This window comes from Citrobacter sp. RHB20-C16, assembly GCF_013890155.1.
Classification (GTDB): domain Bacteria; phylum Pseudomonadota; class Gammaproteobacteria; order Enterobacterales; family Enterobacteriaceae; genus Citrobacter_A; species Citrobacter_A amalonaticus.
This window is the reverse complement of record NZ_CP057630.1, coordinates 4,869,332-4,885,668: the sequence shown is the minus strand read 5'-3', so window position 1 is coordinate 4,885,668 and position 16,337 is coordinate 4,869,332. Positions and strand designations below refer to the sequence as shown.

The window sequence follows — 16,337 nt, the reverse complement described above, 5'->3', positions numbered from 1 at the left end:
GGCGGACTCCACTCGAACAAAAGTCGATAAATGACAAAGGCTGAAACATTCATGATTGTTGACGCACGTCGGCTAGACCCTATGCAAAGGGTGACGTGCGAATTGCTATCTGCAATTTTAACCCGATCAGGATCCTTTGAAACGATCGGGACCGCGGATCATAGCGTAAACTGCGCAAGAGATCTTCTGTTTCTCACAGATTCTTCCCGATTTATCCACAGGCCTTCACAGGACCGGATAAGTGTAAACGATCCTGGAGAAGTGCTGCACGATTTCGCCCGCATATTGGAAAAATTAATGAGTAAAGACGCTATACTGCTAAAACGATCTCATAAAGATCCCGAGCGATCCTTGCGCTTTGTTCATCAGCCCGTATAATCTTTCCCCCGTCGCGCGATGCCCGTAACACGGTGTCAACGCTGCCTGTTTTTCACGCGAAAACGTGCGGAAATACGCGGGAAATAAGGAAAGAGAATTGACTCCGGAGTGTACAATTATTACAATCCGGCCTCTTTAATCACCCACGCTGAGGCGTTAGTCGTTCGAAACTCGTTCGGGTATACGCAAAAGTCAGTGAATTTATTCAAGTTTAGGTAGAAATCGCCATGAAACGCACTTTTCAACCGTCTGTACTGAAGCGCAACCGTTCTCACGGCTTCCGTGCTCGTATGGCTACTAAAAATGGTCGTCAGGTTCTGGCACGTCGTCGTGCTAAAGGCCGCGCTCGTCTGACCGTTTCCAAGTAATAAAGCTAACCCCTGAGTGGTTAAGCTCGCATTTCCCAGGGAGTTACGTTTGTTAACTCCCGCTCATTTCACTTTCGTCTTCCAGCAGCCACAACGGGCTGGCACGCCGCAAATCACCATCCTCGGCCGCCTGAATTCGCTGGGGCATCCCCGTATCGGTCTTACTGTCGCCAAGAAAAACGTTCGACGCGCGCATGAACGCAATCGGATTAAACGTCTGACGCGTGAAAGCTTTCGTCTGCGTCAACACGAATTGCCAGCAATGGACTTCGTAGTGGTGGCGAAAAAAGGGGTTGCCGACCTCGATAACCGTGCTCTCTCGGAAGCGTTGGAAAAATTATGGCGCCGCCATTGTCGCCTGGCTCGCGGGTCCTGATAGCCCTTATTCGGGTCTATCAACGCCTGATCAGTCCGCTGCTTGGGCCGCATTGCCGTTTCACTCCAACGTGTTCAAGCTACGGAATTGAGGCATTGCGCAGGTTTGGAGTGATAAAAGGCAGTTGGTTGACGGTGAAACGCGTATTAAAATGCCACCCTTTACACCCTGGTGGTGACGATCCCGTCCCGCCCGGACCATTTGATACCAGAGAACACTAACGATGGATTCGCAACGCAATCTTTTAGTCATCGCTTTGCTGTTCGTGTCTTTCATGATCTGGCAAGCCTGGGAGCAGGATAAAAATCCGCAACCTCAGACCCAACAGACCACGCAGACAACGACCACCGCAGCGGGTAGCGCCGCCGACCAGGGCGTACCGGCCAGTGGCCAGGGGAAACTGATTACGGTTAAGACTGACGTGCTTGATCTGACCATTAACACCCGTGGTGGTGATGTGGAACAGGCCCTGCTGCCAGCTTACCCGAAAGAACTCGGTTCCAGCGAACCGTTCCAACTGCTGGAAACCACGCCGCAGTTTATCTATCAGGCTCAGAGCGGTCTGACAGGTCGTGACGGCCCGGACAACCCGGCTAACGGCCCACGTCCGCTGTACAACGTCGAAAAAGACGCCTTTGTACTGGCTGATGGTCAGAACGAACTGCAGATCCCGATGACCTATACGGATGCCTCGGGTAACACCTTTACCAAAACGTTTGTCCTCAAACGTGGCGACTATGCGGTTAACGTTAACTATAGCGTGCAGAACGCCAGCGAGAAACCGCTGGAGATCTCCACCTTTGGTCAGCTGAAGCAATCCATCAATCTGCCGTCTCATCGCGACACCGGAAGCAGCAACTTCGCGCTGCATACTTTCCGTGGCGCTGCGTATTCCACGCCAGATGAGAAGTATGAAAAATACAAATTCGACACCATCGCGGATAACGAAAACCTGAACGTCAATGCGAAAGACGGTTGGGTGGCGATGCTGCAACAGTATTTTGCAACGGCATGGGTGCCACGTAACGACGGTACCAATAACTTCTATACCGCGAACCTGGGTAACGGCATTGCCGCTATCGGCTATAAATCTCAGCCGGTACTGGTTCAGCCGGGTCAGTCTGGCGCGATGACCAGCACCCTGTGGGTTGGCCCGGAAATTCAGGACAAAATGGCGGCCGTTGCACCGCACCTGGATCTGACCGTGGATTACGGTTGGTTGTGGTTCATCTCTCAGCCGCTGTTCAAACTGCTGAAATGGATCCATAGCTTTGTCGGTAACTGGGGCTTCTCCATTATCATCATCACCTTTATCGTTCGTGGCATCATGTACCCGCTGACTAAAGCGCAGTACACCTCCATGGCGAAGATGCGTATGCTGCAGCCGAAGATTCAGGCAATGCGTGAGCGTCTGGGCGATGACAAACAGCGTCAGAGCCAGGAAATGATGGCCCTGTACAAAGCTGAGAAGGTTAACCCGCTGGGCGGCTGCTTCCCGCTGATCATCCAGATGCCTATCTTCCTGGCGTTGTACTACATGCTGATGGGCTCCGTGGAACTGCGTCATGCGCCGTTCGCCCTGTGGATCCATGACTTGTCTGCACAGGACCCGTACTACATCCTGCCGATCCTGATGGGCGTAACGATGTTCTTCATCCAGAAGATGTCGCCGACCACCGTGACCGACCCGATGCAGCAGAAGATCATGACCTTTATGCCGGTCATCTTTACCGTGTTCTTCTTGTGGTTCCCGTCAGGTCTGGTGCTGTACTATATCGTCAGCAACCTGGTGACGATCATCCAGCAGCAGCTGATTTACCGTGGTCTGGAAAAACGTGGCCTGCATAGCCGCGAGAAGAAAAAGTCCTGATACTCTTCATTCTTCAAGCCGCAGGTGCGTTGGCTGCATTTGCTTGCCCCAGTCACTTACTTCAGTAAGCTCCTGGGGCTCACAAACTTGCCGCCTTCCTGCAACTTGAATTATTTCGAGTATTCACGTTAAAGTTAATGCCAGAGAAGGCGGTCATTAGACCGCCTTTTTTACATTTACGAAGAGACATATCATGAGCCATAACGACACTATCGTCGCCCAGGCAACCCCACCGGGACGCGGTGGTGTGGGTATTCTGCGCATTTCCGGCCTGAAGGCGCGTGAGGTGGCCGAAGCTGTTCTGGGCAAGCTGCCCAAACCCCGTTACGCCGACTATCTGCCGTTTAAAGATGCCGACGGTACCGCGCTGGACCAGGGGATCGCCCTGTGGTTTCCCGGCCCGAACTCGTTTACAGGTGAGGATGTGCTGGAACTTCAGGGACACGGCGGCCCGGTCATTCTCGACCTGCTGTTAAAACGCATCCTGACGCTGCCCGGCCTACGCATTGCCCGCCCCGGCGAGTTCTCTGAGCGCGCGTTTCTCAACGATAAACTCGACTTAGCCCAGGCCGAAGCGATTGCCGACCTGATTGATGCCAGTTCTGAGCAGGCGGCTCGTTCAGCGTTGAACTCATTGCAGGGAGCGTTTTCCACCCGCGTAAACCATCTGGTGGAAGCACTCACTCACCTGCGCATCTACGTAGAAGCGGCCATCGACTTTCCGGATGAAGAGATCGACTTCCTGTCCGATGGCAAAATTGAAGCGCAATTGAATGGCGTGATTGCCGATCTCGATGCCGTTCGCGCTGAAGCGCGTCAGGGCAGCCTGCTGCGTGAAGGGATGAAGGTGGTCATTGCCGGACGCCCTAACGCCGGTAAATCAAGCCTCCTGAATGCGCTGGCGGGCCGTGAGGCGGCCATTGTCACCGACATCGCCGGTACCACGCGCGATGTGCTGCGTGAGCACATCCATATCGATGGTATGCCGCTGCACATTATCGATACCGCCGGTCTGCGTGAGGCCAGCGACGAAGTGGAGCGTATCGGTATCGAACGGGCCTGGCAGGAAATTGAGCAAGCGGATCGCGTGTTGTTTATGGTCGATGGCACTACCACGGATGCCGTTGACCCGGCTGACATCTGGCCGGACTTTATCGCCCGTTTACCGTCAAAACTGCCCATTACCGTGGTACGGAACAAAGCGGATATCACCGGCGAACCGCTGGGCATCAGCGAGGTGAATGGTCACTCACTGGTTCGTCTTTCGGCGCGCACCGGTGAAGGCGTGGATGTACTGCGCAACCATCTCAAACAGAGCATGGGTTTTGATACCAACATGGAAGGAGGCTTCCTGGCCCGTCGTCGTCACTTACAGGCGCTGGCCGACGCCGCTGAGCATCTCCAGCAGGGCAAGGCCCAACTGTTAGGTGCATGGGCCGGTGAGCTACTGGCTGAAGAGCTCCGTCTGGCGCAGCAAAGCTTAAGTGAGATCACCGGTGAGTTTACCTCCGACGATCTGCTGGGAAGAATTTTCTCCAGCTTCTGTATCGGTAAGTAATCCCGTAGCCCTGAATTAACTGACGGTTAATTCAGGGCATTATCGTTTTATAAGAGGGTCTCTTTTTATGGAACATAAACGTTTACTTGACTGTAGTGCTTCTGATTTCGTGTGCATGGATAAAACGGCGCTGCTGTACGCAATCCGCGCCAGTGAAGGCCGCGTCCTGGTCAGTGAAACCATCGCCATTACCCAACCATTGCTCAATAACGTCACTAATGCCGAACTTGCCGCGTCGCAGGGGGCGGACATTCTGCTGATCAACATGTTCGATAGCGAAGCACCGCTAATCCAGGGAATGCCTGCCGGTACTGCACCTGATCAGACGTTGCATGAACTGCAGCGCCTGACCGGACGCATCATAGGCGTCAACCTTGAGGCCGTCGATCCTGAATTTGCCAGTGCGCATGATGACATCTGGAAGATGAAACCAGGCCGTGCCGCAACCGCAGAGAATGCTCGCAAACTGGTAGAAATGGGAGCGAAGATCCTGGTACTGACGGGAAATCCCAACAACGGCGTTAGCAATCTCGCTCTGGGAAAAGCGGTGAAAACGATTCGTGAGGCCGTTGGCGACAAGGCCATTATCATCACCGGTAAAATGCACGGCGCAGGGATTGTGCGGGAAAGCGGCAGCGCAATTATCAGTGAAAGTGACGTCGCCGCCTTTGCCGGACAGGGCGCAGATATCGTGCTTATTCCAGCACCAGGAACAGTACCGGGTATGAGCCAGCAAAAAGTAGAGTCGCTGATCGCGTGTGCACACGCGCACGGTGCGCTGGCAATGACGGCAATCGGCACCTCTCAGGAGGGCGCAGACGTCAGTACAATTCGCCAGATAGCCCTGATGAGTAAAATGGCAGGGGCGGATCTCCATCATATTGGCGATACTGGCTATATGGGAATGGCGTTGCCGGAAAATATACTGGCCTACAGCGTGGCGATTCGTGGCGTCAGACATACTTATACACGTATTGCCCGTTCGGTAAATCGCTAGCGGAATATTGTATTTTCTTGAATGATCCTTAATTAATTAAATGTTAATTTAACTGTGATTTTTATCACAGTTAAATTATTCTCTCATAGACAAATATTTTCATTGCCATAATGTAGCATTGTGTCTACAGAGGATAACTCAATCATGATTATCTTACATGCATACATCATTTCAAAATGGTTTAATGTTGACAATAAAATTGTCAATCATCACCCTTAAATTTCCCTGCCTTTATTTTGCCAGAACATAGGCTATTCGTAGTCTGTTCATTTGGCACATCTCAAACATAGCTCAATTTCTCATTGTGGTTGCATATCGCAACGCCACGTATGCCTGTTCGTTTTTTAAAACGAAAATACAGTCATGACTGGAATAAATGAGAGATGAATTATGCCGGGTATATTTATACCCGCGTGCAGACGTATTGAGTCAATACAGTGAAATAAATTAAAGGATTATGTCATGGATAACTTTAAACATTTACCAGAACCCTTCCGTATTCGTGTTATTGAACCGGTAAAACGTACAACGAGAGAACATCGGAATAACGCAATTATTAAATCCGGGATGAACCCTTTCCTGCTGGATAGTGAAGATGTCTTTATTGATCTGCTAACCGACAGCGGTACTGGCGCAGTGACACAGAATATGCAAGCAGCCATGCTACGTGGGGATGAAGCCTACAGCGGCAGCCGTAGCTATTATGCGTTATCTGAAGCAGTGAAAAACATTTTTGGTTATCAATATACAATTCCAACGCACCAGGGCCGCGGTGCAGAACAAATTTATATTCCGGTTCTCATCAAAAAACGTGAGCAGGAAAAAGGGTTAGACAGAAGTAAGATGGCGGTTTTCTCCAACTACTTCTTCGATACCACTCAGGGACACAGCCAAATCAACGGCTGCGCCGTGCGTAACGTGTACATCAAAGAGGCATTTGATACTGGTGTTCGTTATGACTTTAAGGGAAATTTCGATCTCGATGGATTAGAGCGCGGCATTCAGGAAGTCGGCCCCAACAACGTTCCGTATATTGTGGCGACCATTACCAGTAACTCTGCAGGCGGGCAACCGGTTTCATTAGCCAACCTGAAGGCCATGTATAATATCGCTAAAAAATATGACATTCCGGTAGTCATGGACTCCGCGCGCTTTGCCGAGAATGCGTATTTTATCCAGAAACGCGAAGCAGAATACCGGGACTGGAGCATCGAAGAAATTACCCGCGAGACTTACAAATATGCCGATATGTTGGCAATGTCCGCGAAAAAAGATGCGATGGTGCCAATGGGCGGCTTACTGTGCATTAAAGACGACACCTATTTTGACGTCTATACCGAGTGCAGAACCCTGTGCGTCGTACAGGAAGGCTTCCCGACATACGGTGGTCTGGAAGGCGGGGCAATGGAGCGTCTTGCGGTGGGTCTGGTGGATGGTATGAACCAGGACTGGCTGGCCTATCGTATCGCGCAAGTGCAATATTTAGTCGATGGCCTCGAGGCGATTGGCGTCACTTGCCAACAAGCTGGCGGCCACGCGGCCTTTGTCGATGCGGGTAAATTATTGCCGCACATTCCGGCAGAACAGTTCCCGGCTCAGGCTCTCGCTTGCGAACTCTATAAAGTGGCCGGTATCCGCGCCGTTGAGATTGGTTCATTCTTATTAGGCAGAGATCCTAAAACCGGTAAGCAATTACCTTGCCCGGCCGAGCTTCTGCGTCTAACCATCCCAAGAGCAACGTATACGCAATCTCATATGGACTTCATTATTGAAGCCTTTGAACACGTCAAAGAAAACGCGATGAATATTAAAGGGTTGACCTTCACCTACGAACCGAAAGTATTACGTCACTTCACCGCTAAACTGAAAGAAGTTTAATTATAAGCATCAGGGGGGTTATACGATGTAACCCCCCAGCGATAAATCCACTTCCTTTATATTGTTGCATAATTAAAACCTTATAGGTTCACTATAATTAATGAGGCATCATGGAAGAAAATTCGAATGCTAAACACTCCTCCTTTTGGGGGATTATGGTCATAGCCGGTACGGTGATTGGTGGGGGGATGTTTGCTCTCCCCGTTGATTTGTCCGGCGCGTGGTTTTTTTGGGGGGCGTTTATTTTAATAATCGCCTGGTTTTCAATGATGCATTCCGGACTCCTGTTATTAGAGGCAAATTTAAATTACCCCGTTGGATCCAGTTTTAATACCATTACTAAAGATCTTATTGGCAACAAATGGAACATTGTGAGTGGATTTACCGTTGCCTTTGTTCTCTACATTCTCACGTATGCCTATATTTCTGCTAATGGCGCCATCATTAGCGAAACGATCTCCATGAATATGGGATATCGCGTTAACCCCCGAATTGTCGGAATCTGTACTGCCATTTTTGTCGCCAGCGTGTTGTGGATCAGTTCACTGGCAGCCAGTCGAATTACCTCCTTGTTCCTCGGGATTAAAATCATCTCTTTTATTATCGTTTTTGGGTCATTCTTCTTCCAGGTCGATTTTTCTATACTGCGGGATACGGCAGGCCAGGCTCAAAACAACGTCTCTTACTTCCCCTATATTTTTATGGCATTACCGGTATGCCTGGCTTCATTTGGCTTTCACGGAAACATTCCCAGTCTGATCATCTGCTATGGCAAAAGAAAAGATAAATTAATTAAAAGCATTGTCTTTGGTTCTTTGCTGGCACTGGTGATTTATCTGTTCTGGTTGTATTGCACCATGGGTAACATTACACGGGAAAGCTTCAGTGAGATCATTGCGTCGGGCGGTAATGTTGATTCATTAGTAAAATCATTTCTCGGCACCAGGCAAACCGGAATCATCGAATTTTGTCTGCTGGTTTTTTCAAACCTGGCCGTCGCCAGTTCCTTTTTTGGCGTGACTCTGGGGCTATTTGATTATCTTGCGGATCTGTTCAAATTCGACAATTCGGCAATGGGACGTTTTAAAACCGTCTTGTTAACCTTCCTGCCTCCGGCGCTTTTATACTTAATCTTCCCGAACGGTTTTATCTATGGCATCGGCGGTGCAGGGCTGTGCGCAACGATATGGGCCGTGATCATCCCTGCGGTACTGGCCCTGAAAGCCCGCCAGAAGTTCCCCAATAAAATGTTTACCGTCTGGGGCGGTGTCTTTATCCCGACTATCGTGATCCTGTTCGGCGTAGCGGTTATTGTTTGCTGGTTCGGCAACGTCTTCAACCTGTTACCCCGATTCAGTTAAATTGCTGTTCCTCCATGCTGACATGCCGCCTCATTCAGGGCGGCATGTCAGTCAGGAATTCACTGTTGTCCAAATGGCAATTCGCCTTCTTCCCTGGGAGACCATCAAACAACCTCTCCTGACGCAAAAACAGCCAATCCGTACCAGGAAATGTAAATGCGCGTAAGGGAGGCTGATTCATTCGTACTTTTTGGCTATTTACTCTGTCTATAAACCGAGTAAATGTTACTCTCGTCATTATCACCGACCATTAATCATGGAGAGAAAAATGGCGACCCATTTTGCCAGAGGGATCCTGACGGAAGGACACTTGATTTCGATGCGCCTACCGTCATCCTGCCATCATGAAGCACGAAGACTCCCCACACATCGCCAGACCCGTTTTCTGGCATCCCGAGGACTTCTCGCCGAGCTGATGTTTATGCTGTATGGCACACTCGATTTACCGGAAATCGTATACAAAGCCAAAGGCAAACCGGTATTTCGCGATAAAAATTTACCCAGCTTTTCCATCGCCTATGCCGGTAATATGGTCGGTGTTGCGCTGACAACCGAAGGGGAATGCGGACTGGATATGGAACTCCAGCGCGCCCCCCGTGGATTTATTAGCCCCCATACCGCCGACGTCCCGACCTTCTCCAGCAACGAAAGCCTGTGGATCAGCAAGCAAAACGATCCGGACGAAGCGCGCGCACAGATGATCACCTTACGCCAGAGCGTCCTGAAACTGACGGGTGACGTCCGCAACAACGATCCGCATGAGCTGCAATTGCTGCCAGTCTCCGGGCGTCTGAAATGTGCCCGTGTTGCTCAGATTGAGGCTATTTGCGATGCCGAAGACCTGCTGGTGTGGTCGGTTGCGGTTACGCCAGCCATTGATAAACTTCAACTTTGGGAGTTTGATGTTAAGCAGGGCTGGAAAAGCCTGCCTGATATCCAGACCCGCGCGAATGCGCCGATGGGTCGTCTGATGCGATTCGCGCAATTATCTGCCGCGACGTCTTATACGCACAACTGATGGAGTTACCATGTCTGAAACGTTGAATGTTGTTACGTTACTGGGAAGCCTGCGCAAAGGTTCGTTTAACGGTATGGTTGCCCGTACGCTGCCGAAAATCGCCCCGGCGGGTATGAAAGTCAGTGCGTTACCGTCTATCGGTGATATCCCGCTTTACGATGCTGACGTGCAGCAGGAAGAGGGGTTTCCGGCAAGCGTCGACGCGCTGGCTGAACAAATTCGCCAGGCTGATGGCGTGGTTATCGTTACGCCGGAATATAACTATTCGGTACCGGGTGGTCTGAAGAACGCCATCGACTGGCTGTCACGCCTGCCCGATCAGCCGCTTTCAGGCAAACCGGTGCTCATCCAGACCAGCTCGATGGGGGCGATTGGCGGCGCGCGCTGCCAGTATCATCTGCGTCAGATCCTGGTTTTCCTGGATGCCATGGTCATGAACAAGCCGGAATTTATGGGTGGCGTGATACAGAACAAAGTAGACCCGCAGACGGGTGAAGTGATTGACCAGAGTACGCTGGACCATCTAACCGGCCAGCTCACCGCGTTTGGTGACTACATCGAGCGCGTGAAGGCGTAAGCCAGAAACAAAAAACCCGGTAGCGTGATGCTTACCGGGTTTTTTTATGTCCTGACGGACTTAGTGCGCGTCGATAAACACAATCTTCAGCACAAACAGCAGCGCCACAACGACCACGCACGGGCTCAGCTCACGCAGACGACCGGTACCGATTTTCATCACACAGTAAGAGATAAAGCCCAGCGCGATCCCTTCGGTAATGGAGAAGCTGAACGGCATCATCACGGCAGTGATAAACGCCGGTACCGATTCAGTGAGATCGTCCCACTTCACGCGCGCCAGACTGGACGTCATTAACACGCCGACGTAAATCAACGCGCCTGCGGCTGCATAGCCCGGCACCATCCCCGCCAGCGGTGACAGGAAGATCACCAGCAGGAACAGCAGACCAACCACCACCGCGGTCAGGCCAGTACGCCCCCCAACAGAAACGCCGGAAGAGGACTCGATATAAGCAGTGACGGAAGACGTACCGATAAATGCCCCGGTCACAGAGGAGACGCTATCGACAAACAGCGCCTGCTTCATGCGCGGAAATTTCCCTTTTTCATCCGCCAGACCGGCTTTATCAGTTACGCCGATCAATGTGCCGGAGGAGTCAAACAGGTTAACCAGCATGAAGGAGAAAATCACCCCAGCCAGACCAATGTTAAACGACCCCGCCAGATCGACATGCCCAATCACCGACGAGACGCTCGGCGGCGCAGAGACAATGCCGTTATAGTGCACATCACCCAGCATCCAGCCCAACAGCGTAGTGACGATGATGGATACCAGCACGGCGGCGTGAATATTACGTGACGCCAGGATAGCGATGATAAAGAAACCGAGCACGCCCAGCAGGACGCTATGGGAGGTCAGATTACCAATGCTGACCAGCGTTTCCGGATTCGCAACGATGACACCCGCGTTTTTAAGCCCCATCATGCCGATGAATAGACCGATACCGCTGGTGATCCCCACGCGCAGACTGACCGGGATATTGGCAATCATCCAGTAACGCACGCGGAAAATAGTCAGCAGCAGCAGACCGACGGCGCCCCAGAAAATCGCCCCCATACCGACCTGCCACGACAGGCCCATCGCGCCAACCACAACGAAGGCAAAGAACGCATTCAGCCCCATCGCGGGCGCCAGTGCCACCGGCAGGTTAGCGAACAGCCCCATCAGAATGCTGCCGAACGCGGCAATCAGACAGGTGGTCACGAAGACGGCGCTGGTGTCCATGCCAGCAACGCCCAGAATTTGCGGGTTAACAAAAACGATGTAAACCATCGTCAGGAAGGTGGTAAAACCGGCGATCACTTCGGTTCGTGCCGTTGTGCCATGTTCGCGCAGTTTGAACACGCGTTCCAGCATCCCCTGACCAGACGTCTGGGTTGTGTGTTGTTGACTCATTATCAATTTCCAAACAAGGAGGGAAAATTCGTCGCTATCCTATACCAAAATGCGACAATAGGGGGTGATTGCGTGAGGTTTTTTTCATTGAATTTGCTTATACGGCAACGATTGCGTTGCACAATCAGGCAGTACGTAAACGTTAAACTAGTGAAAAGGGAAAGGCATGTCCGGAATTGAAGCGGTATTTTTTGACTGTGACGGTACGCTGGTCGACAGTGAAGTGATCTGTTCCCGCGCGTACGTCGCAATGTTCCAGGAATTCGGTATCACCCTCGATCTCGAAGAAACTTTTAAACGCTTTAAGGGCGTAAAACTCTACGAAATCATTGATATCATTAACGAGGAGCATGGGGTGACGTTGGCCAAAGCCGACTTAGAACCCGTCTACCGCGCCGAGGTCGCACGCCTGTTCGACTCGGAACTGGAAGTGATCCCTGGTGCGAATACCCTGCTGGACAGCATGACGGTGCCGATGTGCGTGGTCTCTAACGGTCCGGTCAGCAAAATGCAACACTCGCTGGGTAAACTGGGCATGCTGCATCATTTCCCGGACAAACTGTACAGCGGCTACGATATTCAACGCTGGAAGCCCGATCCGGCGCTGATGTTCCACGCAGCAAAAGCGATGAACGTCAACGCACAGAACTGCATTCTGGTCGATGACTCTTCCGCTGGCGCGCAGTCAGGGATTGATGCGGGAATGGAAGTGTTCTACTTCTGTGCCGATCCGCACAACAAGCCTATCGAACATCCCAAAGTGACGACTTTTACCGATTTGGCACAGTTGCCGGCGTTGTGGAAAGCACGCGGCTGGAATATTACCCGGTAATTTTTGTAGGCCCGGTAAGCTTGCGCCACCGGGCAATTGCCGGATGGCGCTAACGCTTATCCGGCTTATTTTCTACGTTTTATCACTCTTTTGGATCTTTACCCGCCAGCAACTTATCCAGCTCATCGCCGCCCACGTGACGGAAATCCTGGCCCTTCACGAAGTAGAAGATGTATTCGCAGATATTCTGGCAGCGGTCGCCGATACGCTCGATAGAGCGCGCGCAGAACAACGCGGTTAACACGCTGGGAATGGTGCGGGAATCTTCCATCATGTAGGTCATCAGCTGACGCACGATCCCTTCGTATTCCTGGTCTACTTTCTTGTCTTCACGGTAGATACGCACTGCTTCATCCAGATCCATCCGCGCAAACGCATCCAGCACGTCGTGCAGCATCTGTATGGTGTGACGCCCCAGTGACTCCAGGCTCACCAGCAGCGGCTGATGTTGCTGGGAGAACTTCTCCAGCGCGGTACGACAGATTTTATCCGCCACGTCGCCAATACGTTCCAGTTCGGCGATGGTTTTGATGATCGCCATCACCAGACGCAGATCGCTCGCCGTCGGCTGGCGCTTGGCGATGATGCGAACACAGGCTTCATCAATCGCCACTTCCATCATATTGACGTGCTTATCGCCATCAACAACGCGTTTCGCCAGCTCGCTGTCCTGATTGTGCATCGCGGTGATGGCATCAGAAAGCTGCTGCTCGACCATGCCGCCCATCGTCATTACCTGAGTGCGGATGCTTTCCAGTTCGGCGTTGAACTGACCGGAAATGTGTTTATTAAGGTTTAAATTGTCCATCATTTCTCCAGATGCCCGGGCATATCAACCGTAGCGGCCAGTAATGTAATCTTCGGTTTGTTTCTTCGCGGGCTTGGTGAACAGGTCGTCCGTGTTGCTGAACTCAATCAACTCGCCCAGGTACATAAACGCCGTATGATCGGAACAACGCGCAGCCTGCTGCATGTTGTGGGTCACTATCACCACGGTGTAATCCTGTTTCAGCTCGGTAATCAGCTCTTCGATACGACCGGTTGAGATCGGATCCAGTGCTGAGCACGGCTCATCCAACAGCAAGACTTCCGGGCGAATGGCGATACCTCGCGCAATGCACAGACGCTGCTGCTGACCACCGGAGAGAGAATATCCGCTCTGGTGCAATTTATCTTTGGTTTCATTCCATAGTGCGGCCTTGGTCAACGCCCACTGCACACGCTCGTCCATATCCGCCCGGGACAGCTTCTCAAACAGACGCACGCCAAAGGCGATGTTGTCGTAGATAGACATCGGGAACGGCGTCGGCTTCTGGAACACCATCCCGACTTTGGCACGCAGCAGGGCGATATCCTGGGTATTGGTGAGAATATTGTCACCATCGAGCAGAATTTCACCTTCCGCACGCTGTTCCGGGTAGAGTTCAAACATTTTGTTGAACGTACGCAACAGCGTCGATTTACCGCAGCCAGAAGGCCCGATGAATGCCGTTACCTGGTTCTTTGCAATATCCAGGTTGATGTTCTTCAGGGCATGGAATTTGCCGTAGTAGAAGTTCAAATCACGAACCTGAATCTTACCCGGAGCAGTATCAACCATACTCATTTTACTCTTTTCCTTATCATGCCTGATGGCGCTTCGCTTATCAGGCCTACAACAAATAGGTTCAACCGTAGGCCGCACGCCGCCATCCGGCAACGTGTTAACCGTGTTTGCTCTTGGCGAAAATTACGCGCGCCAGAATGTTCAGCAGCAATACGCACAGCGTGATAATCAGCACCCCGGCCCACGCCAGTTGCTGCCATTCCGCAAACGGGCTCATCGCAAATTTAAAGATGGTGACCGGCAGGTTGGCGATCGGCTGCATCATGTCGGTACTCCAGAACTGATTGGAGAGCGCGGTAAACAGCAGCGGAGCGGTTTCACCTGCGATACGCGCAATCGCCAGCAGGATACCGGTCATGATCCCGGAGACAGACGCTTTCAGCGTAATCGCGGAGATCATTTTCCACTTCGGCGTCCCCAGCGCATAAGCCGCTTCACGCAGACTATCCGGCACCAGCTTCAACATGTTTTCGGTGGTTCGAATCACGATAGGCACCTGCAGCAGCGCCAGCGCAATCACGCCCGCCCAACCGGAGAAGTGCTCCATCTGCGCCACCACAATGGTGTACACGAACAGACCAACCACAATAGACGGGGCGGAAAGCAGAATGTCATTGATGAAGCGAATCACTTCCGCCAGCCAGGATTTGCGACCATATTCCGCCAGATAAATCCCGGCCATGATGCCCAGCGGCGTACCAAACACGGTTGCCCAGAGGATCAACAGACCACTGCCCGCCAGGGCGTTCGCCAGACCGCCACCCGCCGTGTTCGGCGGCGGCGTCATTTCGGTGAACAGCGCCAGCGACATCCCGTCGATACCACGGAAAATGGTGGACATCAGGATCCAGACGAGCCAGAACAGACCAAACGCCATCGTCGCCATAGAAAGCGTCAGGGCGATGCGGTTTTTCATCCGGCGCTTAGCCTGCATTTTGCGGCGGGATTCCGCCAGTTCCGCGCTGGTTTGCATTTCAAGCGTAGCCATTAGCGTGCCCCCTCGTTCTTCGCAAGGCGCAAAATCATAAACTTAGACGCTGCCAGCACGATGAAGGTAATCACGAACAGAATCAGACCCAGTTCCATCAACGCTGCAACGTGCAGGCCAGACTCCGCTTCCGCAAATTCATTCGCCAGCGCCGAGGTGATGCTGTTACCCGGCATATACAGCGATGCGCTGTCGAGCTGGTAGGTGTTGCCGATGATGAAGGTCACCGCCATCGTTTCACCCAGTGCTCGTCCCAGACCCAGCATGATGCCGCCAATTACCCCATTTTTGGTGAACGGCAACACGATGCGCCAGATAACCTCCCAGGTGGTACAGCCGATACCGTAGGCAGACTCTTTCATCATCACCGGCGTCTGTTCAAATACATCACGCATTACAGCTGCAATGTAAGGGATGATCATGATGGCGAGGATCACGCCAGCCGCCAGAATACCGATACCAAACGCCGGGCCGGAGAACAGCGCGCCAACAAACGGAATGTTGGAAAGGATATTACCGACCGGTTCCTGAAAATAAGTGGCAAACAGTGGAGCAAAGATAAACAGGCCCCACATGCCGTAGACGATACTCGGGATCGCCGCCAGCAGTTCAATCGCAATCCCCAGCGGACGACGCAGCCAGCCCGGCGCGAGTTCGGTCAGAAACAGGGCAATGCCGAAGCTCACCGGAACGGCGATCAGCAGTGCGATAAAAGAGGTGACCAGCGTACCGTAGATCGGTACCAGCGCCCCGTAGATATCGTTTGGCGCGTCCCAGTCTTTGGTCCACAGGAAAGAGAAACCAAATTTCTCAATGCTGGGCCAGGAGGAGATGATCAGAGAGACAATAATGCCACCCAACATCAATAGCACAATCAGCGCAGCCAGTTTTACCAGCGCGCTGAAGATTTTGTCACCCTTTTTACCCGGTGGGTTAAAAGCAGGCTTGGTTGCAGCCATAAATCACTCTTTAAGTTTGGGCCAGGAAGCGCGCATTTTATCGCGCTTCCTGGCTAACGTAATGCCATACCCTAAATAATTCGAGTTGCAGCAAGGCGGCAAGCTTGTGAATCCCCAGGAGCATAGATTCACTATGTGACTGGGGTGAACAAACGCAGCCAACACAGCTGCGG

The 16,337-nt window shown here is 52.0% G+C and carries 16 protein-coding genes; 11 read left to right on the top strand and 5 right to left on the bottom strand.

Features of this window, described 5'->3' with window-relative positions:
• The first annotated feature begins 605 nt into the window (after window positions 1-605).
• The 10 genes from rpmH (at window position 606) to HVX64_RS23285 (ending at window position 10,381) form a co-directional block, all read left to right on the top strand.
• A complete protein-coding gene (gene rpmH / locus HVX64_RS23335) occupies window positions 606-746 on the top strand; it encodes a 50S ribosomal protein L34 (protein WP_000831330.1) in 141 nt (46 codons plus the stop codon).
• Window positions 747-762: 16 nt separating this feature from the next.
• Window positions 763-1,122, top strand: coding sequence for a ribonuclease P protein component (gene rnpA / locus HVX64_RS23330; RefSeq protein ID WP_000239725.1), 360 nt, complete (start codon window positions 763-765; stop codon window positions 1,120-1,122).
• Window positions 1,086-1,343, top strand: coding sequence for a membrane protein insertion efficiency factor YidD (yidD, locus tag HVX64_RS23325; protein ID WP_001307474.1), 258 nt, complete (start codon window positions 1,086-1,088; stop codon window positions 1,341-1,343). Before rnpA ends, yidD begins: the two co-directional genes overlap by 37 nt.
• Before the next feature lie 2 nt (window positions 1,344-1,345).
• The gene (gene yidC / locus HVX64_RS23320; protein ID WP_044256162.1) at window positions 1,346-2,992 is read left to right on the top strand and encodes a membrane protein insertase YidC; all 1,647 of its coding nucleotides are present in this window, start codon (window positions 1,346-1,348) and stop codon (window positions 2,990-2,992) included.
• Between the two features lie 193 nt (window positions 2,993-3,185).
• Window positions 3,186-4,550 carry a tRNA uridine-5-carboxymethylaminomethyl(34) synthesis GTPase MnmE gene (gene mnmE / locus HVX64_RS23315; protein ID WP_042998736.1) on the top strand — a complete coding sequence of 455 codons (1,365 nt, stop codon included), beginning with the start codon at window positions 3,186-3,188 and terminating at the stop codon, window positions 4,548-4,550.
• 67 nt (window positions 4,551-4,617) lie between these two features.
• The gene (locus tag HVX64_RS23310; protein WP_044256164.1) at window positions 4,618-5,547 is read left to right on the top strand and encodes a hypothetical protein; all 930 of its coding nucleotides are present in this window, start codon (window positions 4,618-4,620) and stop codon (window positions 5,545-5,547) included.
• Between the two features lie 462 nt (window positions 5,548-6,009).
• Window positions 6,010-7,425: a tryptophanase gene (gene tnaA, locus HVX64_RS23300; RefSeq protein ID WP_042998738.1), complete on the top strand. Its 1,416-nt coding sequence runs from the start codon at window positions 6,010-6,012 to the stop codon at window positions 7,423-7,425.
• A 110-nt stretch (window positions 7,426-7,535) separates the two neighbouring features.
• Complete coding sequence (tnaB, locus tag HVX64_RS23295) at window positions 7,536-8,786, top strand: low affinity tryptophan permease TnaB (protein WP_044256168.1); 1,251 nt, start codon at window positions 7,536-7,538, stop codon at window positions 8,784-8,786.
• A gap of 268 nt (window positions 8,787-9,054) precedes the next feature.
• The gene (locus HVX64_RS23290; protein ID WP_181825200.1) at window positions 9,055-9,804 is read left to right on the top strand and encodes a 4'-phosphopantetheinyl transferase superfamily protein; all 750 of its coding nucleotides are present in this window, start codon (window positions 9,055-9,057) and stop codon (window positions 9,802-9,804) included.
• Between the two features lie 10 nt (window positions 9,805-9,814).
• The gene (locus HVX64_RS23285) at window positions 9,815-10,381 is read left to right on the top strand and encodes an NADPH-dependent FMN reductase (protein WP_044256170.1); all 567 of its coding nucleotides are present in this window, start codon (window positions 9,815-9,817) and stop codon (window positions 10,379-10,381) included.
• Window positions 10,382-10,441: 60 nt separating this feature from the next.
• Here the strand turns inward: HVX64_RS23285 and adeP are convergent, their stop codons facing one another.
• A complete protein-coding gene (gene adeP, locus HVX64_RS23280) occupies window positions 10,442-11,779 on the bottom strand; it encodes an adenine permease AdeP (RefSeq protein ID WP_042998744.1) in 1,338 nt (445 codons plus the stop codon).
• A 166-nt stretch (window positions 11,780-11,945) separates the two neighbouring features.
• On the opposite strand from adeP, the gene yieH reads away from it, so the two are divergent.
• Window positions 11,946-12,611 (top strand): 6-phosphogluconate phosphatase, encoded by a 666-nt coding sequence (gene yieH, locus HVX64_RS23275; protein WP_042998745.1) that lies wholly within the window; start codon window positions 11,946-11,948, stop codon window positions 12,609-12,611.
• Between the two features lie 82 nt (window positions 12,612-12,693).
• On the opposite strand, the gene phoU is transcribed toward yieH, so the two are convergent.
• From phoU to pstC, 4 genes are all read right to left on the bottom strand, one after another.
• A complete protein-coding gene (gene phoU, locus HVX64_RS23270) occupies window positions 12,694-13,419 on the bottom strand; it encodes a phosphate signaling complex protein PhoU (RefSeq protein WP_042998746.1) in 726 nt (241 codons plus the stop codon).
• Window positions 13,420-13,443: 24 nt separating this feature from the next.
• Window positions 13,444-14,217: a phosphate ABC transporter ATP-binding protein PstB gene (gene pstB / locus HVX64_RS23265; protein WP_042998747.1), complete on the bottom strand. Its 774-nt coding sequence runs from the start codon at window positions 14,215-14,217 to the stop codon at window positions 13,444-13,446.
• Between the two features lie 97 nt (window positions 14,218-14,314).
• Window positions 14,315-15,205: a phosphate ABC transporter permease PstA gene (gene pstA / locus HVX64_RS23260; RefSeq protein ID WP_044256174.1), complete on the bottom strand. Its 891-nt coding sequence runs from the start codon at window positions 15,203-15,205 to the stop codon at window positions 14,315-14,317.
• Complete coding sequence (pstC, locus tag HVX64_RS23255; protein WP_042323550.1) at window positions 15,205-16,164, bottom strand: phosphate ABC transporter permease PstC; 960 nt, start codon at window positions 16,162-16,164, stop codon at window positions 15,205-15,207. Before pstC ends, pstA begins: the two co-directional genes overlap by 1 nt.
• Between the last annotated feature and the right edge of the window lie 173 nt (window positions 16,165-16,337).